This is a genomic window from Polaromonas sp. CF318, from assembly GCF_000282655.1.
Taxonomy (GTDB): Bacteria; Pseudomonadota; Gammaproteobacteria; order Burkholderiales; family Burkholderiaceae_C; genus Polaromonas.
The window spans coordinates 106564-132350 of sequence record NZ_AKIV01000039.1 but is presented as its reverse complement, the minus strand read 5'-3'; the positions used below and the strand labels follow the sequence as shown (position 1 = coordinate 132350).

Genomic DNA, 25787 nt, shown 5'->3' with positions numbered 1-25787 from the left:
GGTGCAAGTCATCAAAGACACCAAAGGGATCCCGTTTTGTTTGTATTGTTTGAAGAAGCCGGCAAGTTTCTGGCCGGCCGCATTTTGTCCGAAAGCGATGCCTCGCTGCAGGTCGAGCTCGACTCGGGCAAGCGCGTGAAGGTCAAGGGCGTCAATGCCCTGCTGAAATTCGAGAAGCCCTCGCCCGCCGAACTCATGGCCGCCGGGCAGAAACTGAGCACCGACATCGAACTGGACCTGGCCTGGGAGTTCGCCGGTGAAGGCGAATTCGGCTTTGCCGACCTGGCCCGCGACTATTTCAGCGCCGACGGCAAACCCGCCACGCTGGAGCAGCAAGCCGCCGCGCTGTTCCGTCTCTACGACGCGCCGCACTACTTCCGCCGCGCCGGCAAGGGCCGCTTCAAGAAGGCGCCCGCCGACATCCTGCAGCAGGCGCTGGCCGCCATCGAGAAGAAAAAACAGGTGGCGGCGCAGATCACCGCCTGGGCGGAAGAACTCGGCCGCGGCGAATGCCCGGCACCGGTGCGCGAGCAGCTCTACAAAATCCTGTTCAAGCCCGACAAAAACAGCGCCGAGTACAAGGCCGTGGTCGAGGCCTCGCGCGCCACGCACACCGCGCCGCTGGACCTGCTGCAAAAAGCCGGCGCCATCGCCTCGCCCTACCAGTTCCACTGGAAGCGTTTCCTGTTCGAGAACTTTCCCAAGGGCACGGGCTTTCCGGCGCTGCAGGCGCCCGAGGTCAAGGACGAGCTGCCGCTGGCCGACGTCAAGGCCTTCTCCATCGACGACTCGGCCACCACCGAGATCGACGATGCGCTGTCGGTGCAGGGCCTGGGCAGCGGCACTGTCACCCTGGGCATACACATCGCCGCGCCCGGCCTGGCCGTGCTGCCCGGCAGCCCCATCGACGCGGTAGGCCGCGCGCGGCTGTCCACCGTCTACATGCCGGGCTACAAGCTGACCATGCTGCCCGACGAGATCGTCAAAAGCTACACGCTGCAGGAAGGCCGCAACTGCCCGGCCCTGTCGCTCTACCTCACCCTCGACGAAGCCACGCTGGAGATCAAGGAAAGCGTCACGCGGCTCGAACAGGTGCCCATCGCCAGCAACCTGCGCCACGACATGCTGGACAGCACTTTTACCGAAGCTTTTTTTGAAGCGGCGCAAAGCAGCCCGCCCACCGGCGTGCCATGGGGCGTGGAGCTCACGTTCCTGCACCGGCTGGCCAAACACCTGAAGGCGCAGCGCGAAATCGTGCGCGGCAAGCCCGAGAACTTCAACCGGCCCGACTACAACTTCCGCCTGGACAACCCCACGGGCGGCGAACCCCAAGGCGACGAGGCCGTCAGCATCAGCACACGCCAGCGCGGCGCGCCGCTGGACCTGATCGTGGCCGAGGCCATGATCCTGGCCAACAGCACCTGGGGCCAGTGGCTGGCCGAGCACGGCGTGCCCGGCATCTACCGCAGCCAGGCCAGCCTGGCGCCGGGCGTGAAGGTGCGCATGGGCACCAAGGCCTTGCCGCATGCGGGCATAGGCGTCAAGAGTTATGCCTGGAGCACCTCGCCGCTGCGCCGCTACACCGACCTGGTCAACCAGTGGCAGATCATCGCCTGCGCGCGCCACGGCCGCACGGCCGCGCTGGCCGCACCCTTCAAACCCAAGGATGCCGAGCTGTTTTCCATCATCTCGGGTTTTGACGCCGCCTATAGCGCCTACAACGGTTTCCAGGCCGGCATAGAGCGCTACTGGACCCTCAAATACCTGCAGCAAAACGGCATCACCGAGCTGACGGCCACCGCCTTCAAGGACAACCTGGTGCGCGCCGACGAGCTGCCGCTGGTGCTGGCGGCCGTGGGCGCGCAGGGCCTGCCGCGCGGCGCGAAAGTGCGCGTGCGGCTGGGTGAGATCGACGAGATCACGCTGGACGTGTCGGGCACGGTCACCGAGCGGCTGGACGTGGAACTTGACGAATCGCCGGACCCGCTCGGTGAGGACGACGGCGAGACCGAGATGGCCGCCGGCCCGATCTCGATCGCGGTCGATGTCAATGAGCCACAAACCGACGCCGCCGCCGCGGCTCCGGTGGCTGGTTGACCCGGATTTCGCGCATAAAGCCCGATAATCTACCTCTGTGAAATCCCCCAGCACACTGCAAATCGCCCTGGGCGTGTCCATCGCCGTGCACGCGGTGCTGCTGACGGTGCGTTTTGTCGACCCCGAGCGCTTTAACCGCGTGTTCCAGGACACCCCGCTGGAGGTGATCCTGGTCAACGCCAAGTCCAATGAAAAGCCCGATTTCGCCAAGGCGATCGCGCAAGCCTCGCTGGCCGGCGGCGGCGAGGCCGAAAAAGGCCGGGCCACCTCGCCCCTGCCGCCTTCGGCCCTGATGGAGCTTGGCGACGCCACTGAAGACGCGCAGCGCAAGGTCGAGTCGCTGCAGGAGCAGCAAACCCAGCTGCTGGCGCAGATCAAGAAACAGCTGGCCTCCATGCCGCCGCCCGACCTGACCCAGCCCGCCAACAGTCCGGCCCAGGCCGAGCGCGAGGAGAAACGCAAGGCGCTGGTCAAGATCCTGGCCGAGATCGAGCGCCGCATCAACGAAGAAAACGCGCGGCCCAAAAAGCGCTACATCAGCCCGGCCACGCGCGAAGAGGTCTACGCTGTCTATTACGACGAACTGCGCCGCAGAATCGAGGACAGGGGCACCGTCAACTTCCCCGAACAGGCGGGCAAAAAACTGTACGGCGAGCTCACCATGATCGTCACCGTGAACTTCGACGGCACCGTGCTGGACACGGAAGTGGTGCAGACCTCGGGCAACCTGACGCTGGACCGGCGTGCCCAAAGCATTGTGCGCGGCACCGGGCCTTTCGGCCGCTTCAATGAAGCCATGCGCCGCAAGGCCGACCAGATCGTCGTGGTGTCGCGCTTCAAGTTCACGCGCGACGACACGCTGGAAACCAAACTCACAAGCCGCTAGGGTTCCCATGGATCAGTACTACGTCCTGGGCAACCCGATCGCTCACAGCAAGTCGCCGCTGATCCACGCCCGCTTTGCCGAGCTGACCGGGCAGTCCCTGCGCTATGAACGCCTGCTGGTGCCGATGGAATCCTTCGCAGCCACCCTGGCGCAACTGCTGCAGGACGGCGTCAAAGGCTGCAATGTCACCGTGCCCTTCAAGCTTGATGCTTTTGAGGCCGCCACCACGCGCAGCGACCGGGCGCAGCTGGCGCAGGCGGCCAACACCTTGCTGCTGCAGGGCAGCGCCGTCCATGCCGACAACACCGACGGCGTGGGCCTGGTCAACGATATCCAGAACAACGCCGGCGTTTCGCTGGCCGGGCGCGACGTGCTGCTGATAGGCGCGGGCGGCGCGGGCGCCGGTGCGCTGGCGCCGCTGCTGGCGGCCGCGCCGCGCCGGCTGGTGCTGGTCAACCGCACGCGGGCCAAGGCGGACGCGCTGGTGGCGCATCACAAGGCGCATCCCTCGATGCAAGGCCTGCTCGAAAAAACAGAACTTCTCACGGAAGATCTGCAGGACTTGCAAGGCAGTTTCGACGTGGTCATCAACGCCAGCGCGAGCAGCCTGGCCGGCGCCGGCGTGCCGGTCGCCGCCGGTGTACTCAAGCCCGGCGCGCTGGCCTGCGACATGATGTACGGCCCCGCCGCCGCCGGCTTCATGGCCTGGGCCCGCGACAACGGCGCCGTGCCGCGCGACGGCCTGGGCATGCTGGTCGAGCAGGCCGCCGAGGCCTTCGAGCTGTGGCGCAAGGTGCGTCCGCCCTCGGCGCAGGTGCTGCGGGAAATGCGGGCTCTGCTGGCATGAAGGCTCTCCTCAGGCTGGTCGGCCTGGGCCTGCTGGCCGGCCTGGCCTTGCAGCTTTTTTTTGTGGCGCGCATCGCCGTGATGGTCGTGGTGGACCCGGAGTCCACCGCCTTCCAGCGCTCGGAAGCCTACCTGGTCGCGCGCAATACCGGCACCCTGAAGTGGCGGCAGCAATGGGTGCCCTACAGCGAGCTGCCCGACAACCTCAAGCGCGCGGTCATCGCCTCCGAAGACGCCAGCTTTGCCGAGCACGACGGTGTGGACATGGAGGCGCTGGAAAAAGCCTGGGATAAAAATGCCAAGGCCGAACAGCGCGCCGCGCAATCGGCCAGCCGGCTGGCGCCCGCCAAAGCGGCGGCCACGCCAGCCAAACCCGTGAAGATCGTGGGCGGCTCCACCATCACGCAGCAGCTGGCCAAAAACCTGTTTTTGTCGGGCGAGCGCACGCTGCTGCGCAAGGGCCAGGAGCTGGTGCTGACCCTGCTGCTGGAAGCGCTGCTGGGCAAGGAGCGCATCCTGGAGATCTACCTCAACAGCGTGGAATGGGGTGAGGGCATTTTCGGCGCCGAGGCGGCTGCCCAGCATTACTACCGCAAGCCCGCGGCCAGGCTGAGCGCCTACGAGGCCGCGCGCCTGGCCGTGATGCTGCCGCGGCCCAAGTACTTTGAAACCCGGCCGGGCTCAGGCTACCTGGCCTCGCGCGCCGGCACCATCGCGGCCCGCATGGGCGGCGTGGAACTGCCTTGAGGCGCACAAAGACAAGCAGCCCATGAACGACAAGCTCTCTCCCCTGCTGGCCAAGCTCATGGGCCTGTTCCTGCTGGGCCTGATCCGCACGCTGACCGGCGCGCAGGCGCGCTGGCAAGGCTGCCCGCCCAAGGCCGAGCAGCGCATCTATTTCGCCAACCACCAGAGCCACGCCGACCTGGTGCTGATGTGGGCCGCCCTGCCCGAAGAACTGCGCAGCATCACGCGGCCCATCGCGGCCAAGGACTACTGGACCAAAACCCCGTTCAAGAAATGGATCACCACGGCGGTGTTCAACGCAATTTATGTGGACCGCGCCAAGACCGGCGACCAGGACCCGCTGGAGCCGCTGGTCGAGGCACTGGCCCACGGCGACTCCATCATCCTGTTCCCGGAAGGCACACGCGGCAACCACGAGGAGCCGCAAAAATTCAAGGCCGGCCTCTACAACCTGGCGCTCAAGTTCCCCGGCGTGGTGCTGGTGCCGGCCTGGATCAACAACGTGCAGCGCGTCATGCCCAAGGGCGAGGTCGTGCCGGTCCCCATCCTGTGCTCGGTCACCTTCGGCGCGCCGATTGCCCTGGGCGATGGTGAAGACCGCGGCGAATTCCTGGCCCGCGCGCGCCAGGCCGTGATGGACCTGCGGGATTCCTGATGAATACCTTTCTGCGCAACCTCTCACCCTCGCAGCAGGTCGGCCTGCTGTTCGTGCTGGTCTTCGGCATCCTGGCCGCCATCAGCGTGGCCGCCTTCGTGATGTCGCTCAAGGACACCCATGAGGACGACCTGCACAGCCAGAAGCTCAAGGAATTCAACGGCGTCCTGCGTACCTCCTGGCTGATGTCCACGGTGTTCTGGATAGGCTGGACGCTGGGCGAGACCGTGGCCACCGTGCTGTTCGGGCTGGTCGCGTTCTTCGCGCTGCGCGAGTTCATCACGCTCTCGCCCACACGCCAGGGCGACCACCGCAGCCTGGTGCTGGCCTTCTTCGTGGTGCTGCCGGTGCAGTTCGCGCTGGTCATCACGCGGCGTTTCGACCTGGTCACCGTGTTCATCCCCGTCTACGTCTTCCTGGCGATTCCGGTGGTCAGCGCGCTGGCCGACGACCCGCAGCGCTTCCTGGAGCGCAACGCCAAGCTGCAGTGGGGCATCATGGTCTGCGTCTACGGCATCAGCCACGTGCCGGCCCTGATGCTGCTGAAGTTTCCCAACTATGAAGGCAAGAACGCCTTCCTGGTGTTTTTCCTCGTGTTCGTGGTGCAAAGCTGCATGATCGTGGAATACCTGGTCGGCCGCAGGCTGCAACGCCCGCCCAGCGCGCCCAATGTGAGCAAGAGCTTCAACTGGACCAGCTGGCTGATCGCCGTCGTGGCGGCCAGCCTGCTGGGCGGCCTGCTCGCGGGCCTCACGCCCTTCAAGCCGGCCCAGGCCGTGGCCATGGCCTTTATCGCCTGCGTATCGGGCTCGCTGGGCCACCTCGTGATGAAAGCCCTCAAGCGCGACCGCGGCATTCCCAACTGGGGCAAACGCGGCGTGGGTGTGACAGGCGCCAGCGGCCTGCTGGACCGGGTCGATGCGCTGTGCTTCGGCGCGCCCATCTTCTTCCATTCGGTCCGCTGGTATTTCGGCCTCTAGGCCCGGCCGTTGCCATGCGCATCCTAGGCATAGACCCAGGCCTTCAGACCTCCGGCTTCGGCGTGGTCGACGTGGACGGGCCCCAGCTTCGATACGTGGCCAGCGGCACCATCAAGACCACCCACCTGGAGCGCGCCGACCTGCCCGGCCGGCTCAAGGTGCTGTTCGAGGGCGTGTGCGAGGTGGTGGAGCGCTACCAGCCCGACGCGGCTTCGGTCGAAATCATTTTTGTCAACGTCAACCCGCAGGCCACCCTGCTGCTGGGCCAGGCGCGCGGCGCCTGCATCACCGCACTGGTCTCGCGCGAATTGTCCGTGGCCGAATACACCGCCTTGCAGCTCAAGAAAGCCGTGGCCGGCTACGGCAAGGCCGGCAAGGCCGAGGTGCAGGAAATGGTGATGCGCCTGCTCAAGCTGCCTTCGCTGCCCGGCAAGGACGCGGCCGACGCGCTGGGCCTGGCCATCACCCATGCCCATGTGGGCAGCGCCATGGCCCGGTTGGCCCAGGCCGGCGGCACGGGCGCAAAGATGACGGGAAATTACCGCGGCGGGCGCAGCCGCTGAAGGGTTGCGCTACGCGATGCGCTCAAGCACCAGCACCGCGAAAAAACCGAAAGCGGCAATCAGCGTCCACTTGAGGATGATGAGCCCGAAGCGCTTGTAGCGCGCCTGCCCGGTGCCCGCGTAAAACATGAAGGCCACCACGGCGGCCAGCAAGAACAGCAGGATGAGCCAGCGGAACAGCAGCATGGACGGCCCCGGGCTGTGCTGCCCCTACCAGGCGCGCGCCAGTGTGGCGAAACCCCGGGGTGCTTTTTTCTCGTCTTCAAAGGTGACAACTTCGTAGGCGTCCTTGTGCGCCAGCAGCTCGCGCAGCAGCTTGTTGTTCATCGCATGGCCGGAGCGGAACGCGCTGTAGGCGGCCAGCAGCGGTTTGCCCAGCAGGTACAGGTCGCCCATGGCGTCGAGGATCTTGTGCTTCACGAACTCGTCGTTGTAGCGCAGGCCGTCGCTGTTGAGCACCTTGTAGTCGTCCATCACGATGGCGTTGTCCAGCCCGCCGCCCAGGGCCAGGCCGTTGGCGCGCATCATCTCCACGTCCTTGGTGAAGCCGAAGGTGCGGGCCCGCGCGATGTCGCGCGAGTAGGCGCCCGAGCCCATGTCGAATTCCACGCGCTGGCCGGTGGAGTCCACCGCCGGGTGGTCGAAATCAATTTCAAAACTGAGCTTGTAGCCTTCATAAGGCGACAGGCGTGCCCACTTGGTGCTGGCGCCCTCGCCTTCGCGCACTTCCACCGGCTTGATCACACGGATAAAACGCTTGGGCGCGGCCTGCAACTCGATGCCGGCCGACTGCAGCAAAAATACAAAGGACGAAGCCGAGCCATCCAGGATGGGCACTTCTTCGGCCGTGATGTCGACGTAGAGGTTGTCAATGCCCAGGCCCGCGCAGGCCGACATCAGATGCTCCACCGTGTGCACCTTGGCGCTGCCGCTGGAAATCGTCGATGCCAGCCGCGTATCCGTCACCGACTGCGCCGAAATCGCAATGTCCACCGGCTGCGGCAGATCGACGCGGCGAAACACAATGCCCGTATCCGGCGCCGCGGGGCGCAAGGTCAATTCCACCCGCTGCCCGCTATGCAGGCCCACGCCCACGGCTTTGGTCAGGGATTTAAGGGTTCTTTGGGCAAGCATGCTGTCTATTTTAGTTGGCGCAAGGCCATTTCAAGGGTAGGGGATAGCAATGCCGGGCATAGGGAGAGTGCATTGGGCCCGGCCCGGCGAGCCCAGCGACGAGCGCCCGCGCCACTACCCAAACGAGACTAATCGAATGGAAAGCGTAGCGAGCGGGTCGAGGTTGCGCTGAGGAGCGGAGCCGTACCCAGGTACGGCAAGCACCGCAAGCGCAAGATCGGCCCGCGCAGTAGCTTTACATCGATTAGTCGGCTTGTTTGCGGAGGAAGGCAGGGATCTCGAAGTCGTCCATCCCACCCGATGCCAAAGCATCCACCTTCGCCGCAGCCTGCGTCCGATTCGTACGCCACACGCTAGGCACAGCCATGTTGCCGTAATCGGGCTGGGCCGATCCCGTCGTCATCTGCGTCGCGCCGCCGGCGCCGGCCGTGGTGTTCAGCGTAGGCACGTTGAAAGGCACGTTATCCGTACCGGTACGCAGCACCTGCAACGGCGGCGCATGGCGGCGCACACCCTGGCGCGACAGACCCGTCGCGACCACGGTCACGCGAATCTCGTCGCCCAGTTCGTCGTCATAGGCCGTGCCGTAGATCACGTGCGCGTCGGGCGAGGCGTAAGCGCGGATGGTGTTCATCGCGAGCTTGGATTCGCTCAGCTTGAGCGAGCCCTTGGCCGCCGAGATCAGCACCAGCACGCCCTTGGCGCCGGACAGGTCGATGCCTTCGAGCAGCGGGCAGGCCACGGCCTGCTCGGCGGCGATGCGCGCGCGATCAGGGCCGTTGGCCTTGGCCGTGCCCATCATGGCCTTGCCGGGCTCACCCATCACGGTGCGCACGTCCTCGAAGTCGACGTTCACGTGGCCGGGCACGTTGATGATTTCGGCAATGCCGCCCACGGCGTTTTTCAGCACGTCGTTGGCATGCGCGAAAGCCTCGTCCTGCGTCACGTCGTCGCCGAGCACTTCGAGCAGCTTCTCGTTGAGCACCACGATCAGCGAGTCGACATTGGCTTCGAGCTCGGCCAGGCCCAGGTCGGCATTGGTCATGCGGCGGCCGCCTTCGAACTCGAAGGGCTTGGTTACCACGCCGACCGTCAGGATGCCCATCTCCTTGGCGATGCGCGCGATCACCGGCGCCGCGCCGGTGCCCGTGCCGCCGCCCATGCCGGCGGTGATGAACAGCATGTGCGCGCCGTCGATCGCGCTGCGAATGTCATCCGCCGCCACTTCGGCCGCTTCGCGGCCCTTGTCGGGCTTGCTGCCCGCGCCCAGGCCGCTGCTGCCCAGCTGGATGGTCTTGTGCGCGCTGCCGCGGCTGAGCGCCTGCGCGTCCGTGTTGGCGCAGATGAATTCGACGCCTTGCACGCCGCATTCGATCATGTGCCCGACGGCATTGCCGCCGCCGCCGCCCACACCGATCACCTTGATCTGTGTGCCCTGGTTGAATTCTTCGATTTCAATCATTTCGATGCTCATTGGGAGCCTCCTAATCAATAAACTGCAGTTGCCAATAATTGGAAATTTGTATTTATGGTTGACACGGCTGTCTCACGCAGGGGGATCCGCTCCGCCCGAGTGCATGCAACGTGAAGGCCTGCCGATAAAAGTGGAATAGGTTTTCATGGTCAGAAGTTCCCCACAAACCAGTCTTTGACGCGGCCGAATGCGTTGTGCACGCTGCCCGCCTTCTGCGATACCTTGTAACCGCGCATGCGGGCCAGCCTGGCTTCTTCGAGCAAGCCCATGACGGTGGAGGCCCGCGCCTGCGCCACCATGTCGGACAGCGCGCTGGAGTAGCGCGGTATGCCGCGCCGCACCGGCTTGAGGAAAATGTCCTCGCCGAGCTCCACCATCCCGGGCATGACGGCGCTGCCGCCGGTGATGACGATGCCGGACGACAGCACCTCTTCATAGCCCGACTCGCGTATCACCTGCTGGACCAGCGAGAAGATTTCCTCGATGCGCGGCTCGATGACGCCGGCCAGCGCCTGCTTGCTCAGCATGCGCGGGCCGCGGTCGCCCAGGCCCGGGACTTCCACCTGGGTGTCGGGGTCGGCCAGCAGCTGCTTGGCGTAGCCGCTTTCCACCTTGATGTCCTCGGCGTCCTTGGTGGGCGTGCGCAGCGCCATGGCGATGTCGCTGGTGATCAGGTCGCCGGCGATCGGGATCACCGCGGTGTGCCGGATGGCGCCGCCGGTGAAGATGGCGACGTCGGTGGTGCCCGCGCCTATGTCGACCAGCGCCACGCCGAGTTCCTGCTCGTCCTGCGTAAGCACCGCCAGGCTGGAGGCCAGCGGATTGAGCATCAGCTGGTCCACCTCCAGGCCGCAGCGCCGCACGCACTTGATGATGTTCTCGGCCGCGCTCTGCGCGCCGGTCACGATGTGCACCTTGGCCTCCAGGCGTATGCCGCTCATGCCTATGGGCTCGCGCACGTCCTGGCCGTCGATGACGAACTCCTGCGGCTCGACCAGCAGCAGGCGCTGGTCGGTCGAGATGTTGATGGCCTTGGCCGTCTCGATCACGCGCGCCACGTCGGCCTGGGTGACCTCCTTGTCCTTGACCGCCACCATCCCGCTGGAGTTGATGCCGCGTATGTGGCTGCCCGTGATGCCGGTATAGACGCGGGCGATCTTGCAGTCGGCCATCAGCTCGGCCTCCTTGAGGGCTTGCTGGATGCTCTGCACCGTGGCGTCGATATTGACCACCACGCCGCGCTTCAAGCCGTTGCTGGACGCGATGCCCAGACCCGCGAGCTTGAGCTCGCCGCCCGGCATGACCTCGGCCACCACGGCCATGACCTTGCTGGTGCCGATGTCCAGCCCAACCACCAGATCCTTGTATTCCTTGGCCATATGTTTACCTTTTTTTCTTTCCGTCTTCTTTGTCGGCGGGGTTGCCCGTGGTCACCCCCCTGAGCCTGATCGCATAACCGTTGGCGTAGCGCAGGTCGGCGGACTCCAGGTCCCTTCCATAGCGCGACGACGCCTGCGTCACCGTGGCGATAAAGCGGCGCGTACGCGCCTCGATTTCCGGCAGCGAGCCGTGGCCGAGTTCGATCACGGCGCCGCTGTCGAGCTGCGCGCGCCAACTGCCCTGGCCGCTGAGCTGCAACTGCTCCAGCGTGGCGTCCGTCTCGTCGAACAGCGGCCCCAGCGTCTGGTAGGCCTGCAGCACCAAGGGCGCCTGCCCGGGCGGGCCGCTCAGCAGCGGCAAGTCTTCCGCCTCCACGTCGCCCTGGTTGGCTTCAAACACCTCGCCAAAATTGTTGACCAGCCGCGCGTCGCCTTCGGCGCCCCAGAAGGCCACCGGCTTGTGCTCCTGCAGCACCACCTTCAGGCGGTTCGGGAATTCGCGCTGCACCAGCGCCCGCCGCACCCAGGGCACGGATTCGAACACCGCGCGCGTGGCGGCCAGGTCCACCGTGAAAAAATTGCCGGCCAGCCGCGGCGCCACGTTGGCACGCAGCGTGACCGCGTTGTTGTGTATCAAATCGCCCTGCACACGGATTGCGCTGAGGCTGAACAGCGACTGGCGCAACACCCAGGCGACGCCCAGGGCCACGACCATGGCGGCAAACGCCAGGCCCAGGACCACCGAAAAGGTGTTCATGAGCTTGACGTCCAGCGGCATGGCGATGGGCATAGGCGTTCTGCGCTTCAAATGGCGCCTCCCCCCTGTTTCTGGTGGTCCAGCGTGGCGGTCTTGAGCACCTCAACGCACAGGTCTTCGTAAGAGATGCCGGCCGCGCGCGCGGACATGGGCACCAGCGAGTGGCCGGTCATGCCGGGCGAGGTGTTGATCTCCAGCAGGTAGGGCTTGCGCGTGGCCTTGTCTATCATCACGTCGGCACGCGCCCAGCCGCGGCAGTTGAGGATGCGGAAAGCGTCCAGCACCAGCTGCTGGATGACGGCCTCTTCGCCCTCCGGGAGCCCGCAGGGCACCAGGTATTGCGTGGTGTCGGTGAAATACTTGTTCTGGTAGTCGTAGTTGCCGTCCGGCGCGACGATGCGTATCACCGGCAGCGCATGCGCGCCGGCACCGGTGCCCAGGACCGGGCAGGTCACTTCGTCGCCGCTGATGAACTGCTCGCACAGCACATCGGCATCGAGTTTTTCGGCCTGCGCCACGGCCTCGGCCATGCCGTCCCGGCTGGTGACCTTGGTCAGGCCTATGGAAGAACCCTCGCGCGCGGGCTTGACGATGAGCGGCAGCCCGAGCGCATCGGGCACGGCGGCGATGTCGGCCGCGCCGTAGGCGCCGCGGCGCAGCAAACGGTACTGGGGCGTCGGCAGCCCTTCGGAAATCATCACGCGCTTGGTCATGACCTTGTCGATGGCCATGCTGGAGGCCATGACGCCCGAACCGGTATAGGGAATACCCAGCAGCTCCAGCGCACCCTGTACCGTGCCGTCTTCGCCGAAGCGGCCGTGCAAGGCGATGAAGCAGCGCTCAAAGCCGTCCTTCTTGAGCTCGGAGAGGTCGCGCTCCGCCGGGTCGAAGGCATGGGCATCCACACCGCGCGAACGCAGCGCCTTGAGCACGCCGCTGCCCGACATCAGCGAGACTTCGCGTTCGGCCGACTGGCCGCCCATCAGGACGGCGACCTTGCCGAAATTGGGGGAGTTCTGTTTCATGCCCGCAGTCCTTCCAGCATCTCAGCCACCCTGGCGGGCACCTGGCCTATGGAGCCGGCACCCATGCACATCACCACGTCACCGCCCAGGGCGTTGTCCACAATCGCCTGTGGCATGGCCTCGATCTCGTCCACAAAAACAGGCTCGACCTTGCCGGCCACGCGGAGCGCGCGCGCCAGCGACCGGCCGTCGGCCGCGACGATGGGCGGCTCGCCGGCGGCATAGACCTCGGACAGCAGCACGGCGTCAGCCTGGCCTATGACCTTGACGAAGTCCTCAAAGCAGTCGCGCGTGCGCGTGTAGCGGTGCGGCTGGAAAGCCAGCACCAGGCGGCGGCCCGGAAAGGCGCCGCGCGCGGCGGCAAGCGTCGCGGCCATCTCGACCGGGTGGTGGCCGTAGTCCTCGATCACGGTGAACTGCCCGCCGGCCTTGGCCGGCATGTCGCCGTAGCTCTGGAAGCGCCGGCCCACGCCGCGGAAATCGGCCAGCGCTTTTTGCACCGCCGCGTCGGGCACGTTGAGTTCGACCGCGATGGCGATCGCCGACAGCGCATTGAGCACATTGTGTTCGCCGGCCAGGTTGAGCACCACCTCCAGGTCGGGCAGGGTCACGCCGTTGCGCCGCTGCGCCGTGAAATGCATTTGCGCGCCCACAGCCCGCACGTTGACGGCGCGCACCTGCGCGTCCTCGCCGAAGCCGTAGCTGGTGATGGGGCAGGAAACCTGGGGCACGATGTCGCGCACGGCGGGGTCGTCGGTGCACAGGATGGCCGTGCCGTAAAAAGGCATGCGGTGCAGGAAGTCGACAAAGGCCTTTTTGAGGTTGCCGAAGTCGTGGCCGTAAGTCTCCATGTGGTCGGCATCGATGTTGGTGACGACGGCCATCACGGGCAGCAGGTTCAGGAAGGAAGCGTCCGATTCGTCGGCCTCGACCACGATGTAGTCGCCCGAGCCGAGCTTGGCGTTGGCGCCCGCGCTGTTGAGCCGGCCGCCGATCACAAAGGTCGGGTCCAGGCCGCCTTCGGCCAGCACGCTGGCCACCAGGCTGGTGGTGGTGGTCTTGCCGTGCGTTCCGGCGATGGCGATGCCCTGCTTGAGGCGCATCAGCTCGGCCAGCATCAGCGCGCGCGGCACCACGGGAATGCGTTTTTCACGCGCCGCCAGCACCTCGGGGTTGTCAGGCTGCACCGCGGTGGAAGTCACCACCGCGTCGACCATGGCGAGGTTGCCCGCCGCATGGCCGACAAAAGTCTTGATGCCGAGTTTTGCCAGGCGCTGCAAGGTGGCGCTGTCCGACAGGTCGGAACCGGAGATGGCATAACCGAGGTTGTGCAGCACCTCGGCAATGCCGGACATGCCGGCGCCGCCCAGGCCTATGAAGTGAATGTTCTTGATGGCGTGCTTCATTTCGCCAACTCCTCGCAGGCGGCCACCACGCGGGCGGTGGCATCGGTTTTTTGCATGGTCTTGGCCTGTATCGCGCGCTCCAGAAGGGTGTAGCGCGCGGTGGTCTTGAGAATGTTGGCCAGCTTGTCGGCCGTCAGGTCGCGCTGCTGGATCAGCCAGCCGCCACCCTGGTCCACCAGGAACTTCGCATTGGCGGTCTGGTGGTCGTCAACGGCGGCCGGGAAAGGCACAAAGATCGCGGCCGCGCCCACGGCCGCGATCTCGGTCACCGTGCTGGCGCCGGCGCGGCAGATGATGAGGTCGGCATCGGCAAAAGCCTGCGCGGTGTCTTCAATAAAAGGCGTGAGCTCGGCCTGCACGCCCGCGGCTGCGTAATTGGCGCGCAGCTCGTCGATCTGCTGGGCGCCGCTCTGGTGCGTGACCTGCGGGCGCTCGCCGGCGGGAATCAGCGCCAGCGCCTTGGGCACGAGTTCATTCAACCCGCGCGCGCCCAGGCTGCCGCCCACCACCAGCAGCTTGAGCGGGCCGCCCCGGTCGGCAAATCGCTGGACCGGGCCGGGCTGGCGCGTGAAGGCCGGCCGCAACGGGTTGCCTATCCATTCACCCTTGCGGAACACATTGGGAAAAGCCGTGAACACGCGGTCGGCCACGCCGGCCAGCACCTTGTTGACCATGCCGGCGACCGAATTCTGCTCATGCAGCACCAGCGGCTTGCCCAGCAGCACGCTCATCATGCCGGCCGGGAAACTGATGTAGCCGCCCAGACCCACCACCACGTCGGGCTTGACGCGGCGTACCACCTGTATGCTTTGCCAGAAGGCCTTGAGCAGGCGCAGCGGCAGCAACACCAGCGTCGCCGGGCCCTTGCCGCGCACGCCGGAAAAATCGATGTGCTCGAACGCAAAGCCGCGCGGCGGCACCAGCTGGCTTTCCATGCTGGGACGGCTTGCGCTGCCCAGGCCGCCCAGCCAGTGCACGCGCCAGCCACGCTCACGCAGGGCCTCGGCCACGGCCAGGCCCGGGAAGATGTGGCCGCCGGTCCCGCCGGCCATGACCAGGGCGCAGTGCTGCTTGCTCATGCGCGCCCCCCTCTCATCAAGGTGCGATTCTCGTAGTCAATCCGCAGCACCACCGCCAGTGCGACCAGGTTCATCAAGATGGCCGAGCCGCCGTAACTCATCAAGGGCAGCGTCAAGCCCTTGGTCGGCAAGGCGCCCAGGTTCACGCCGATGTTGATGAAGGTCTGGAAACCCATCCAGATGCCCACGCCCTGCGCCACCAGGCCGGCGAAGAGGCGGTCCAGCGCGATCGACTGGCGGCCTATGTGCATGATGCGGCGCGTCATCCACATGAAAAGGCCTATCACCGTCAGCACTCCAGCCAAGCCAAACTCCTCGCCGATCACGGCCATCAGGAAGTCGGTGTGCGCCTCGGGCAGCCAGTGCAACTTTTCAATGCTGCCGCCCAGGCCCACGCCGAAGATCTCGCCGCGTCCGAAAGCGATCAGCGAATGCGAGAGCTGGTAGCCCTTGCCCATGGAATATTTGTCGCTCCAGGGATCGAGGTAGGCAAAAATCCGCTCACGCCGCCATTCGCTGAGCATCACCATCAGGCTGAAGGCCACCACCACCACGGCCGCGATGACAAAAAACATGCGCGCATTGACGCCGCCCAGGAACAGGATGCCCATGGCGATGACGGAAATCACCATGAAGGCGCCCATGTCGGGCTCGGCCAGCAGCAGCAGGCCGACGATGGCGATGGCAATCGCCATGGGCATGACGGCGCGGAAGAAGCGCTCCTTGACTTCCATCTTGCGCACCATGTAGTCGGCCGCATAAAGCAGTACCGCGAACTTCGCGAGTTCCGAGGGCTGGAAATTCATGATGCCCAGCGAGATCCAGCGGCGGGCACCGTTGACGCCCTTGCCGATGAAAGGCACCAGCACCAGGATCAGCAGCAGCAGGGAGACCACGAACAGCCAGGGCGCGAGCTTCTCCCAGGTCGCGAGCGGCACCTGGAAGGCCAGCACGGCGGCGATGAAGGCAACGGCCAGCGACAGCATGTGGCGCACCACAAAATGGGTGTGGGCATAGCGCGCGAACTTGGGGTTGTCGGGCATGGCCACGGAAGCCGAATACACCATGACCAGGCCCCACATCAGCAGGGCCACCGTGACCCAGAGCAGCGCCTGGTCAAAGCCGGCCATGCGCACGGGCGGCGCCGCCAGCGTGCGCGACAGGCTTTGCCCGCCCAGCCGCACCGGCAGCACGTCGGCCGCGGCCTTGCCGAAACCGGAGAACCAGCCCGAGATGCGCGCGGCAGCCGTCACAGCACCTCCCCCTGGTCGCGGGCCAACGCCTGCACCGCATCGCAAAAGACGCGCGCGCGGTGCTCGTAGTTGTCAAACATGTCGAAGCTGGCACAGGCCGGCGACATCAGCACGGCGTCGCCGGTCTGGGCCTGCTGCGCCGCCAGGGTGACGGCTTCCTCCATCGACGCGGCGTCGAACGTCGGGATGTTGCGCGGCAGCACTTCCTTGATCAGGGGCGCATCGCGCCCTATCAGCACCACGGCCCGCACATGGCGCTGCACCGGGTCGGCCAGCGGCGAGAAATCCTGGCCCTTGCCTTCGCCGCCCAGGATGAGCACCAGCTTGCGCTCCAGGCCCAGCCCCGTCAGCGCCGCCACGGTGGCGCCCACATTGGTGCCCTTGCTGTCGTCGAAGTACTCGACGTCCTTGACGACGGCCACCGATTCCACGCGGTGCGGCTCGCCGCGGTATTCGCGCAGGCCGTGCAGCATGGGCGCCAGGGTGCAGCCCGCGGCCACGGCCAGGCCCAGCGCCGCCAGGGCGTTGGTGGCGTTATGCCGCCCGCGTATGCGCAGGGCCTCGATGGGCATCAGGCGCTGCACGTGCAGCTCCACCTCTTCGTCCTTGCGGCGTTTGATGGTTTCGTCGGCCTCGGCGGCGCGCACCAGCCAGGTCATGCCGTTGACGGTTTCGATGCCGTAGTCGCCGGGCCGCTGCGGCTCGCCGGCGCCGAAGGTGGCATGGGGGCGCAGCTGCGGCGCTTTCAGGCGCACCTTGACCGGCGGCGGCAGCATGGCCATCACGCGCGCGTCGTCGCGGTTGAGCAGCATGAAGGTGCTGTTGCCGAACACCTTGGCTTTGGCCGCGACGTAAGCGTCCATGTCGCCGTGCCAGTCGAGGTGGTCCTGCGTGATGTTGAGCACCACGGCGGCCGTCGGCTCGAAGCCCTGCACATCGGCCAGCTGGAAGCTGGACAGCTCCAGCACCCAGACCTGCGGCAGGGTTTGCGCATCCATGTGGGCCGAGAGAGTGTCCAGCAGCGTCGGGCCTATATTGCCCGCCACGGCCACGGTTTTGCCGGCGCGCTGTACCAGCTGGCCCAGCAGCGAAGTCACGGTGGTCTTGCCGTTGGTGCCGGTGATGGCCAGCACCGCCGGCCGGTAGCCCGGCTCGGGCTCGACCTGGGCCAATGCCAGCAACGCGGGCAGCGCCGATTCTTCACCGGCTTCGTCGGAAGCCGGTGCGGCGTCCGCGGCAAGCGCTACGCTGGCTTCATGTATGTCGCCCGAAGCCTCTGCCGCCGGGGCGCCCTCGCCTTCAGGCGTATCCGCTACCTCGGGAGCCTCGACAGGCGGGGGGCTTTCGTCAACCACCTCGGCCGCTTCGGGCATGGCAGGCGCATCGGGTGCATCAGGCTGGGGCGCTTCGGCTGGCACATCAGGTGATACAGGCGATTCGGCGGATGCCTCCGCCGGTTCAGCAGCCTCGGCGGCCGGCGGCTCGCGCAAATCCGCCAAAGCCCGCGCAAACAGATCCAGCTCACCGCCCACAGGCAGGCCCATGGCGCGCGCGGCGTCGGCCACGGGGGCGATGGTCGCGGGCGCCAGGCCGGGCGAGCGGTAGACGGCGCGCACGGCCGTGCCCTGCACCAGCTCGGGTGTGAAGGCGCCGCCAACAAAAGAGACGCCGGGCAATTCCTCGCGCAGCGTGGCCAGCAGGGGGGGCGCCTCGCGTGTGTCGGCGACCGTCACATGCGCCCCATGGCGCACGCACCAGCGCGCCATGGCCAAGCCGGACGCACCCAGGCCCAGGATCAATACGGTTTGGTCTTGTAAATGCCGCATGCCTGTTTACCTGAGCTTCAAGGTGGAGAGGCCGATGAGACACAGCAGCATGGTGATGATCCAGAAACGGACCACCACCTGGGTTTCTTTCCAGCCACTTTTCTCGAAATGATGGTGCAGCGGCGCCATCTTGAGGATGCGCCGGCCTTCGCCGTAGCGTTTCTTGGTGTACTTGAACCAGGTCACCTGCATCATCACGGAGAGCGCCTCCACGACGAAGATGCCGCCCATGATGGCCAGCACGATTTCCTGTCGCACGATGACGGCGATGGTGCCCAGCGCGGCGCCCAGGGCCAGCGCGCCCACGTCGCCCATGAAGACCTGGGCCGGATGCGTGTTGAACCACAGGAAGGCCAGGCCGGCGCCGGCCATGGCCGAGCAGAAGATCAGCAGTTCGCCCGAACCGGGGATGTGCGGGAAGAACAGGTACTTGGAATAGACCGAGCTGCCGGTGACATAGGCGAAGACGCCCAGCGCCGAGCCCACCATGACCACCGGCATGATGGCCAGGCCGTCCAGGCCGTCGGTCAGGTTGACGGCGTTGCTGGAACCCACGATCACCAGGTAGGTCAGGATCACAAAACCAAAAACGCCCAGCGGGTAGCTGATTTCCTTGACAAAGGGCACCAGCAGGCCGGCCTTGGGCGGCAGGTTCACGTCAAAGCCCGACTGCACCCAGCTGAAGAACAGCTCGAGCACGCGCATGTTGGAGCTCTCGGAAATGCTGAACACCAGGTACAGCGCCGCGACCAGGCCGATCAGGGACTGCCACAGGTATTTCTCGCGCGAGCGCATGCCTTCCGGGTCCTTGAGCACCACTTTGCGCCAGTCGTCCGCCCAGCCGATGGCGCCAAAGCCCAGCGTGACGATGAGGACGATCCAGACAAAGCGGTTGGACAGGTCGAACCACAACAATGTGGAGATGCCTATGGCCAGCAGGATCAGCACGCCGCCCATGGTGGGCGTGCCGCTCTTGCTCAAATGCGTCTGCATCGCGTACTGGCGTATGGGCTGGCCGATCTTGAGCGACACCAGGCGCCGGATCACAAAGGGACCGGCGAGCAGGCCTATCAGCAGCGCCGTGAGCGCGGCCATGACGGCGCGGAAGGTCAGGTACTGGAACACCCTGAAGAACCCGAACTCGGGCGAAATCGACTGGAGCCACTGGGCCAGGCTAAGCAGCATGGGGCCCTCCCTTGTTTTGATAATGTGTTTGATCTGCGTGGGCCGTGATGGCCTGGACCACACGCTCCATCTTCATGAAGCGCGAGCCCTTGACCAGCACGCTGCCGGTGTTCGGAAGTGCTGCCAGCACGGCGTCGGAGAGTTCGTCCATGCCGCCGAAAACCTGCGCGCCGCCGAAAGCGGCCGCGGCCTGCTTCGACTGCTCGCCCAGGGTGAACAGTTTTTCAATGCCCAGCGCGCGCGCATGGCGCCCGGCCTCGTCGTGGAACTGCGGCCCCTGGTCGCCGACCTCGCCCATGTCGCCCATCACCATCAGGCGCGGGCCGGGCAGCTCGGCCAGGACCTCCAGCGCGGCGCGCATGGAATCGGGATTGGCGTTGTAGCTGTCGTCGACCAGCGTCAGCACCCGGCCCGGCAAGGCCACGGCAATGGCGCGTGAACGGCCCTTGACCGGCACAAAGGCCGAAAGGCCCGCGCGGATGGCGGCCAGGGGCACACCGGCCGCCAGCGCGCAGGCCGTGGCGGCCAGCGCGTTCTTGACGTTGTGCCGGCCGGCGATGTGCAGCGAAAATTCCGCCGCGCCTGCCGGCGTGGCGGCGGCCACCTTCCAGCAGCCGTCCGCCCATTGCGCGCTGCCGGTGACGTCGGCCGGGCCCGAGAGCGCGAAGGTCAGCACCTTGCGCTTGCCCACGAGCTCGCGCCACAGCGGGGTGTATTCGTCGTCCGCCGGAAAGACCGCCGTGCCGGCCGCGTCCAGCGACTGGAACACCGAACCGTTTTCGCGCGCCACCGCTTCCACCGTGGCCATGAATTCCAGGTGTTCGCGCTGGGCATTGTTGACCAGCGCGACGGTGGGCTTGCTGAGTTCGGCCAGGTAGGCGATCTCGCCGGGATGGTTCATGCCGAGCTCGACCACGCCCGCCTCGTGCGCGGCCGACAGGCGCAACAGCGTGAGCGGCACGCCGATGTCGTTGTTGAGGTTGCCTTCGGTGGCGAAGGCCTTGTCGGCTTTCCAGGCGCGCAGTATCGAGGCGATCATCTGCGTGACGGTGGTCTTGCCGTTGCTGCCGGTGACCGCCACCAGCGGCAGGCGGAACTGCGAGCGCCAACCAGCCGCCAGTTGCCCCAGCGCCAGGCGCGTGTCGGCCACTTCAAGCCCCGGCAGGCCGGCCTCTGCCAGCCCATGGTGGGCAATCGCCGCGATGGCGCCTTGCGCCTTGGCCTGGGCGAGGAAGTCATGCGCGTCGAAACGCTCGCCCTTGAGCGCCACAAACAGGTCGCCGGCCTGCAGGCTGCGGGTGTCGGTGTTGACGCGCAAGGCCTGCACGCCGGCATCGCCCACCAGCCGGGCACCGGGCAGCCAATCCAGGGCTTGCTGCAGGCGCATCATGGCCGGCCTCCTTGCAGCGCCGCGGCCAGGGCATCGAGCGCCGCCTGCGCATGTTCACGGTCGGAGAAAGGAAGCTTCACGCCGCCGATTTCCTGGAAACTTTCGTGGCCCTTGCCCGCCAGCAGCACCACGTCGTCAGGACCGGCCAGGCTCAAGGCGTGCGTGATGGCCGCCGCCCGGTCGGCCTGCACATGCACGGCGTCGCGGTGGCTCAGGCCCAGCAGCACCTGGCAGATGATGGCCAGCGGATTCTCGCTGCGCGGATTGTCGCTGGTGACCACCACCTGGTCGGCATTTTTTTCGGCCACGGCCGCCATCAGCGGGCGCTTGGTGGCGTCGCGATCGCCGCCGCAGCCGAACACGCACCAGAGCTGGCCGCCGCGGCGCGCCGCCGCCGGCCGCAGCGCAAGCAGCACTTTTTCCAGCGCGTCGGGTGTATGGGCGTAATCGATGACCACCAGCGGCCGGCCCGGTACGGCCAGGGTCTCGGTGCGGCCGGGCACGGGCAGCAGGTCGGTGCAGGCCTTCACCGCGTCGGCCAGCGGCACCCCCATGGCGCGCAAGGCTCCCAACACGCCCAGCAGGTTGGACACGTTGTACTGCCCCACCAGTCGCGTGGCCAGCCTGTGGCTTTCGGCGCCCTCGGCCACTTCAAAGCTCAGGCCGTCGCTGCCGTGCGTTATCTCGCGTGCCTGCAGGCGGGCCGGCTCCGTGCAGGAGACCGTCCAGATATCAAGGCCGCTGCCGGCCAGGGAATCCTTGAGCTCATCGCCCTTGGCGTCGTCGATGTTGATGACCGCCGCCTTCAGGCCGGGCCAGCCGAACAACGCGGCCTTGGCCTCCCAGTAGGCCTGCATCGACGCGTGGTAGTCGAGATGGTCCTGCGTGAAGTTGGTGAAGATGGCGACCTCGATGGCGGTCGCGTCCAGGCGGTGCTCGACCACGCCTATGGAGGAAGCCTCCAGCGCGCAGGCGGCAAAACCCTGGTCGGCGAAACGCCGCAACTCCTGCTGCAGCAGCACCGGATCGGGCGTGGTCAGGCCGTTGGAAACCATGGCGCCGGGCTCGCCCGTGCCCAGCGTGCCGATGAGGCCGCATTTGCGTCCCAGCCGGCCCAGGGCCTGCGCCAGCCACCAGGCGGTCGAGGTTTTGCCGTTGGTGCCGGTGACGGCGCAAATGCGCAGCTGCCGGCTGGGCTGGTTGAAGTAAGCCGCGGCGATGGGGCCGGTGGCGGCCTTGAGGCCGGCATATTCCGCGACTTTTTCGTCCTCGAAGCCATAAGCGGACGCGCCGTCCTGTTCGACCAGACAGGCCGTGGCGCCCGCGCCCAGCGCTGCGCCCACAAACTTGCGCCCGTCGGTCGCCGCGCCTGGCCAGGCGATAAAGCCGTCGCCCTTGGCGAGCTTGCGGCTGTCCGTGCGCAAGCTGCCCGTCACGCGCTCGCGCAACCAGCCGGCGGCCTGCTCAGGGGTGTGGAGCTGCGTGCTCAAAACGACTCCTCCACGGCCTGGGTGGTGATTTGCGGCTTGACGCTCATGTCGGGCTGCACGCCCATCATGCGCAGAGTCTGCTGCACGACCTCGCTGAAAACAGGCGCGGCGGCCACGCCGCCGAAGTAGTTGCCATCGCTGGGCTCGTCGATCATCACGCCGACGATGATGCGCGGGGCCTCTATGGGCGCCATGCCGGTGAACCAGGCGCGGTATTTGTTGGTGGCATAACCTTTGCCGACCTGCTTGTGCGCCGTTCCCGACTTGCCCCCCACCGAATAGCCCACGGTTTGCGCCAGCGGGCCGGTGCCGCCGGGAGCGGCGGCCATCTGCAGCATGCGGCGAACGGCATGCGCGTTCGCCGCGGAGAAAACCTGCACACCCACCGCGGGCTCGCTGCTCTTGAGCATGGTGACGGGAATGATCTGGCCGTCATGCGCGAAAGCGGTGTAGGAATGCGCCATCTGGAACAGCGAGGCCGACAATCCATAGCCGTAGGCCATGGTCGCCTGCTCGACGGGACGCCAGGTTTTCCAGGGCCGCACACGCCCCGTGACTGCACCGGGAAACTGGATCTGCGGTTTTTGCCCATACCCCAGCGCCATATAGGTTTCCCACATTTCCTGCGGGCTCATCTTCTGGGCGATCTTCAGCGCCCCGACGTTGCTGGATTTCTGGATGACGCCTTCAACCGTCAGCGTCCCGTAGTTGTGGGTGTCGCTGATGGTGAAGCCGCCCAGGTTGTAGCGGCCGGGACCGGTTTCGATGATGGTTTGCGGCTTGATGCGCCCGGCCTCCAGCGCCATGGCCACCGTGATCGGCTTCATCGTGGAGCCGGGTTCAAAGGTGTCGGTGAGGGCCCGGTTGCGCAACTGCTCGCCGGTCAGGTTTTTTCGCCTGTCGGGCACGTAACTAGGATAGTTCACCAGCGCCAGCACTTCACCGGTGGTGGAGTCCAGCACAACAACGCTGCCGGCCTTGGCCTTGCGCGCGATGACCGCGTCGCGCAGCTTCTGGTAGGCGAAGAACTGCACCTTGCTGTCTATGCTCAGCTGGATGTCCTTGCCTTCGACGGGTGGCATCTGCTCACCGACGTCCTCGACGACGCGGCCCAGGCGGTCCTTGATCACGCGGCGCGAACCGGCCTTGCCCGCCAGGTCCTTGTTGAAGGCCAGCTCGATGCCCTCCTGGCCGCGGTCTTCGACATTGGTAAAGCCCACCACGTGGGCCGTGGTTTCGCCTTCGGGATACTGGCGCTTGTACTCCTTGCGCTGGTAAATGCCCTTGATGCCTATCGCATGGATTTTTTGCGCCACCGGCTCGTCGACCTGGCGCTTGAGCCAAACAAAAGTCTTGTCCTCATCGCCCAGCTTCTTGTTGAGATCGGCCAGCGGCATTTCCAGCAGCGTGGCCAGCTCGGCAAGTTGCGCCTTGCTGGCCTGCACGTCCTCGGGAATGGCCCAGATGCTGGAGGCCGGCACGCTGGACGCGAGGATCAGGCCGTTGCGGTCCAGGATGCGGCCGCGGTTGGCGGGCAGCTCCAGCGTGCGGGCAAAGCGCACCTCGCCCTGCTTCTGGAAGAACTCATTGCCGAAAATCTGGATGTAGGCCGCCCGGCCGGCCAGCCCGGCAAAGGCCAGCGCGATGCCGGCCACGATGAACTTGCTGCGCCAGACCGGCGTCTTGCTGGCCAGCAAGGGGCTGGACGAATAAAGCACGCTGCGGCTCATGGCTTGGCGCCTTCCGGTGCGGAAGCGGCAGTGGCCGCAGTGGCCGCAGTGGGCGGAGCGTCCTTGTAGGTCACGTACTGGGTGATGGCCGGTGTCACCGTGCGCATCTGCAGGCGCTCCTTGGCCAGCTTCTCGACCTTCAGGGGCGTGGCCTGGGCGCGCTTTTCCACCTGCAGGCGCTCGTTGTCCATTTCGATTTTCCGCGCCTCGGCCGTCGCTTTCTCAAGCTCGACATAGAGTCGGCGCGACTCGTACTGGGTGCGCACGAGGTAAAGCGCGCTGGCCAGCACGGCCAGGAGCAGCACGAGGTTCAGCCTGGCCATGACTGTGCTCCGGCCTTCATGCGGCCACCTCGGTGCGTTCGGCAACGCGCATCACGGCGCTGCGCGAGCGCGGGTTGCCTTCCACCTCTTGCTCGCTGGGCTTGGTGCGGCCCAGGGCCTTGAGCTGCATGGCCTTGGGTTCGGCGAAAGGCGCGCGGCGGTCGAACACCTCGCGCGAATGCGCGGCGATGAACTGCTTGACGATGCGGTCTTCGAGCGAATGAAAACTGATCACCACCAGACGGCCTCCCGGTCGGAGAACTTTCAGCGACGCGGCTAGCGCCTGTTGCAGCTCTTCAAGCTCGGCGTTGATGAAAATCCGAAGAGCCTGAAATGTGCGCGTTGCAGGGTCCTTGCCCGGCTCGCGGGTTTTGACCGCGCCAGCCACGACTTCGGCCAGCTCAGCGGTGGTTCGAAGAGGGCCCCGTTCCTGTCGGCGACGATCAATCGCCTTTGCAATCTGTTGAGCAAACCGTTCTTCGCCATATTCACGAATCACCTCCGCCATGGTTTCTATGGATGCATCCGCCAGCCACTCGGCTACGCTCTGGCCACGCGTGGTGTCCATGCGCATGTCCAGCGGCCCCTCCTGCCGAAACGAAAATCCGCGCACCGGGTTGTCGATCTGCGGCGAGCTCACGCCCAGGTCCATCAGCACGCCGTCCGCGCTGGCGGCGGGCAGCTGGCCTAGTTGCATGAAACCCTCGTGGCGGATGGAAAAGCGCGGGTCGGTGATGGTCTGCGCCTCGGCGATGGCGTCGAGGTCTTTGTCGAAGGCGGTGAGCCGCCCTTGGGGCGAGAGTTGCGACAGCAACAGCCGCGAATGGCCGCCGCGCCCGAAGGTCGCGTCGACGTAGTGGCCGTCCGGGTTGACAAGAAGCGCCGCTATGGCTTCGTTCAACAGGACGGTACGGTGTATCCATGTGCCGTTCACCGTCTTCTTTCAGAACGAAAAGTCTCTGAAGACATCGGGCATTTCGCCCTTCATCTGCTCGGCCTCCTGGGCCGCGTAGGTGGCGGCATCCCAGAGCTCGAAGTAGCTGCCCATGCCCAGCAGCACCGTGTCCTTGCTGATGCCCGCCGCCGCGCGCAATTCGGGCGACACCAGCACGCGGCCGGTGGCGTCCATGTCCACGTCCATGGCGTTGCCGAGAAAGATTCGCTTCCACCACTGTGCCTGCATCGGCAGCGAGGCGATGCGCTCGCGGAATTTTTCCCACTCGTTGCGAGGGAAAATCATGAGGCAGCCGTGCGGATGTTTGGTGATGGTGAGCTGACTTGAAGCGGTGGCGCTCAGCACGTCACGATGCCGGGTCGGCACGGAGAGCCGACCCTTGGTATCGAGAGCTAACGATGAGGCACCTTGAAACACTGCTACAAACCTTTGGAAAACACTTTTCACCACTAAATTGCACTTCTTCCCACTTTAGCAGGAAACCATTTGCAAACAAGGGATTTGAAACAATTTTTTTCAATGAAATCAAGGACTTAGAAGCGTCTTTGGATGCGACGCCAAAATTAAAAAGTGTTCTAAATTAAGCACTTAGCCGATGCAATGAAAG

24 protein-coding genes are annotated in these 25787 nt (G+C 65.9%); 7 read left to right on the top strand and 17 right to left on the bottom strand.

The window, feature by feature from the left end; translation table 11 throughout:
• Positions 1-36 precede the first annotated feature (36 nt).
• From PMI15_RS05405 to ruvC, 7 genes are read left to right on the top strand one after another with little or no spacing between them, the layout of a single operon-like run.
• Entirely contained in the window at positions 37-2097 is a 2061-nt protein-coding gene (locus PMI15_RS05405) for a ribonuclease catalytic domain-containing protein (protein WP_007864827.1), read from the top strand.
• Positions 2098-2134: 37 nt separating this feature from the next.
• Complete coding sequence (locus PMI15_RS05400) at positions 2135-2983, top strand: TonB family protein (RefSeq protein WP_007864825.1); 849 nt, start codon at positions 2135-2137, stop codon at positions 2981-2983.
• 7 nt (positions 2984-2990) lie between these two features.
• Positions 2991-3830, top strand: coding sequence for a shikimate dehydrogenase (aroE, locus tag PMI15_RS05395; RefSeq protein WP_007864822.1), 840 nt, complete (start codon positions 2991-2993; stop codon positions 3828-3830).
• The gene (locus PMI15_RS05390; RefSeq protein ID WP_007864820.1) at positions 3827-4576 is read left to right on the top strand and encodes a transglycosylase domain-containing protein; all 750 of its coding nucleotides are present in this window, start codon (positions 3827-3829) and stop codon (positions 4574-4576) included. Before aroE ends, PMI15_RS05390 begins: the two co-directional genes overlap by 4 nt.
• 22 nt (positions 4577-4598) lie before the next feature.
• Positions 4599-5231 (top strand): 1-acyl-sn-glycerol-3-phosphate acyltransferase, encoded by a 633-nt coding sequence (locus PMI15_RS05385; RefSeq protein ID WP_007864817.1) that lies wholly within the window; start codon positions 4599-4601, stop codon positions 5229-5231.
• A complete protein-coding gene (locus tag PMI15_RS05380) occupies positions 5231-6211 on the top strand; it encodes a phosphatidate cytidylyltransferase (protein WP_007864816.1) in 981 nt (326 codons plus the stop codon). The genes PMI15_RS05385 and PMI15_RS05380 overlap by 1 nt, the downstream gene beginning before the upstream one ends.
• 14 nt (positions 6212-6225) lie before the next feature.
• Positions 6226-6774 carry a crossover junction endodeoxyribonuclease RuvC gene (gene ruvC, locus PMI15_RS05375; RefSeq protein ID WP_007864813.1) on the top strand — a complete coding sequence of 183 codons (549 nt, stop codon included), beginning with the start codon at positions 6226-6228 and terminating at the stop codon, positions 6772-6774.
• Positions 6775-6783: 9 nt separating this feature from the next.
• On the opposite strand, the gene PMI15_RS25065 is transcribed toward ruvC, so the two are convergent.
• The 17 genes from PMI15_RS25065 to mraZ form a co-directional block, all read right to left on the bottom strand.
• Positions 6784-6960 (bottom strand): hypothetical protein, encoded by a 177-nt coding sequence (locus tag PMI15_RS25065; RefSeq protein WP_007864810.1) that lies wholly within the window; start codon positions 6958-6960, stop codon positions 6784-6786.
• Positions 6961-6984: 24 nt separating this feature from the next.
• Complete coding sequence (gene lpxC / locus PMI15_RS05370) at positions 6985-7908, bottom strand: UDP-3-O-acyl-N-acetylglucosamine deacetylase (protein WP_007864807.1); 924 nt, start codon at positions 7906-7908, stop codon at positions 6985-6987.
• Positions 7909-8152: 244 nt separating this feature from the next.
• On the bottom strand, positions 8153-9382 hold the full coding sequence (ftsZ, locus tag PMI15_RS05365) for a cell division protein FtsZ (protein WP_007864800.1): 1230 nt from the start codon (positions 9380-9382) through the stop codon (positions 8153-8155).
• A gap of 149 nt (positions 9383-9531) precedes the next feature.
• Positions 9532-10761 (bottom strand): cell division protein FtsA, encoded by a 1230-nt coding sequence (ftsA, locus tag PMI15_RS05360; RefSeq protein WP_007864797.1) that lies wholly within the window; start codon positions 10759-10761, stop codon positions 9532-9534.
• Between the two features lie 4 nt (positions 10762-10765).
• Entirely contained in the window at positions 10766-11551 is a 786-nt protein-coding gene (locus PMI15_RS05355; RefSeq protein WP_007864794.1) for a cell division protein FtsQ/DivIB, read from the bottom strand.
• Between the two features lie 14 nt (positions 11552-11565).
• Positions 11566-12543: a D-alanine--D-alanine ligase gene (locus tag PMI15_RS05350; protein ID WP_007864791.1), complete on the bottom strand. Its 978-nt coding sequence runs from the start codon at positions 12541-12543 to the stop codon at positions 11566-11568.
• Positions 12540-13949 carry a UDP-N-acetylmuramate--L-alanine ligase gene (gene murC / locus PMI15_RS05345; protein ID WP_007864788.1) on the bottom strand — a complete coding sequence of 470 codons (1410 nt, stop codon included), beginning with the start codon at positions 13947-13949 and terminating at the stop codon, positions 12540-12542. Before murC ends, PMI15_RS05350 begins: the two co-directional genes overlap by 4 nt.
• Positions 13946-15028 carry an undecaprenyldiphospho-muramoylpentapeptide beta-N-acetylglucosaminyltransferase gene (gene murG / locus PMI15_RS05340; RefSeq protein WP_007864785.1) on the bottom strand — a complete coding sequence of 361 codons (1083 nt, stop codon included), beginning with the start codon at positions 15026-15028 and terminating at the stop codon, positions 13946-13948. Before murG ends, murC begins: the two co-directional genes overlap by 4 nt.
• A complete protein-coding gene (gene ftsW, locus PMI15_RS05335; protein WP_007864784.1) occupies positions 15025-16281 on the bottom strand; it encodes a putative lipid II flippase FtsW in 1257 nt (418 codons plus the stop codon). The genes murG and ftsW overlap by 4 nt, the downstream gene beginning before the upstream one ends.
• Positions 16278-18107 carry a UDP-N-acetylmuramoyl-L-alanine--D-glutamate ligase gene (gene murD, locus PMI15_RS05330; protein WP_007864783.1) on the bottom strand — a complete coding sequence of 610 codons (1830 nt, stop codon included), beginning with the start codon at positions 18105-18107 and terminating at the stop codon, positions 16278-16280. Before murD ends, ftsW begins: the two co-directional genes overlap by 4 nt.
• Before the next feature lie 6 nt (positions 18108-18113).
• Positions 18114-19292 carry a phospho-N-acetylmuramoyl-pentapeptide-transferase gene (gene mraY, locus PMI15_RS05325; RefSeq protein ID WP_007864781.1) on the bottom strand — a complete coding sequence of 393 codons (1179 nt, stop codon included), beginning with the start codon at positions 19290-19292 and terminating at the stop codon, positions 18114-18116.
• Positions 19282-20682: a UDP-N-acetylmuramoyl-tripeptide--D-alanyl-D-alanine ligase gene (murF, locus tag PMI15_RS05320; RefSeq protein WP_007864779.1), complete on the bottom strand. Its 1401-nt coding sequence runs from the start codon at positions 20680-20682 to the stop codon at positions 19282-19284. Before murF ends, mraY begins: the two co-directional genes overlap by 11 nt.
• Positions 20679-22172 carry a UDP-N-acetylmuramoyl-L-alanyl-D-glutamate--2,6-diaminopimelate ligase gene (locus PMI15_RS05315; RefSeq protein ID WP_007864777.1) on the bottom strand — a complete coding sequence of 498 codons (1494 nt, stop codon included), beginning with the start codon at positions 22170-22172 and terminating at the stop codon, positions 20679-20681. The genes murF and PMI15_RS05315 overlap by 4 nt, the downstream gene beginning before the upstream one ends.
• Positions 22169-23902, bottom strand: a complete 1734-nt coding sequence (locus PMI15_RS05310) for a penicillin-binding protein 2 (protein WP_007864776.1) — start codon at positions 23900-23902, stop codon at positions 22169-22171. The genes PMI15_RS05315 and PMI15_RS05310 overlap by 4 nt, the downstream gene beginning before the upstream one ends.
• Positions 23899-24225 carry a cell division protein FtsL gene (gene ftsL, locus PMI15_RS05305; RefSeq protein ID WP_007864773.1) on the bottom strand — a complete coding sequence of 109 codons (327 nt, stop codon included), beginning with the start codon at positions 24223-24225 and terminating at the stop codon, positions 23899-23901. Before ftsL ends, PMI15_RS05310 begins: the two co-directional genes overlap by 4 nt.
• A gap of 16 nt (positions 24226-24241) precedes the next feature.
• Positions 24242-25159, bottom strand: a complete 918-nt coding sequence (gene rsmH, locus PMI15_RS05300; protein WP_007864771.1) for a 16S rRNA (cytosine(1402)-N(4))-methyltransferase RsmH — start codon at positions 25157-25159, stop codon at positions 24242-24244.
• Positions 25160-25168: 9 nt separating this feature from the next.
• Positions 25169-25597, bottom strand: a complete 429-nt coding sequence (gene mraZ / locus PMI15_RS05295) for a division/cell wall cluster transcriptional repressor MraZ (protein WP_036837564.1) — start codon at positions 25595-25597, stop codon at positions 25169-25171.
• Between the last annotated feature and the right edge of the window lie 190 nt (positions 25598-25787).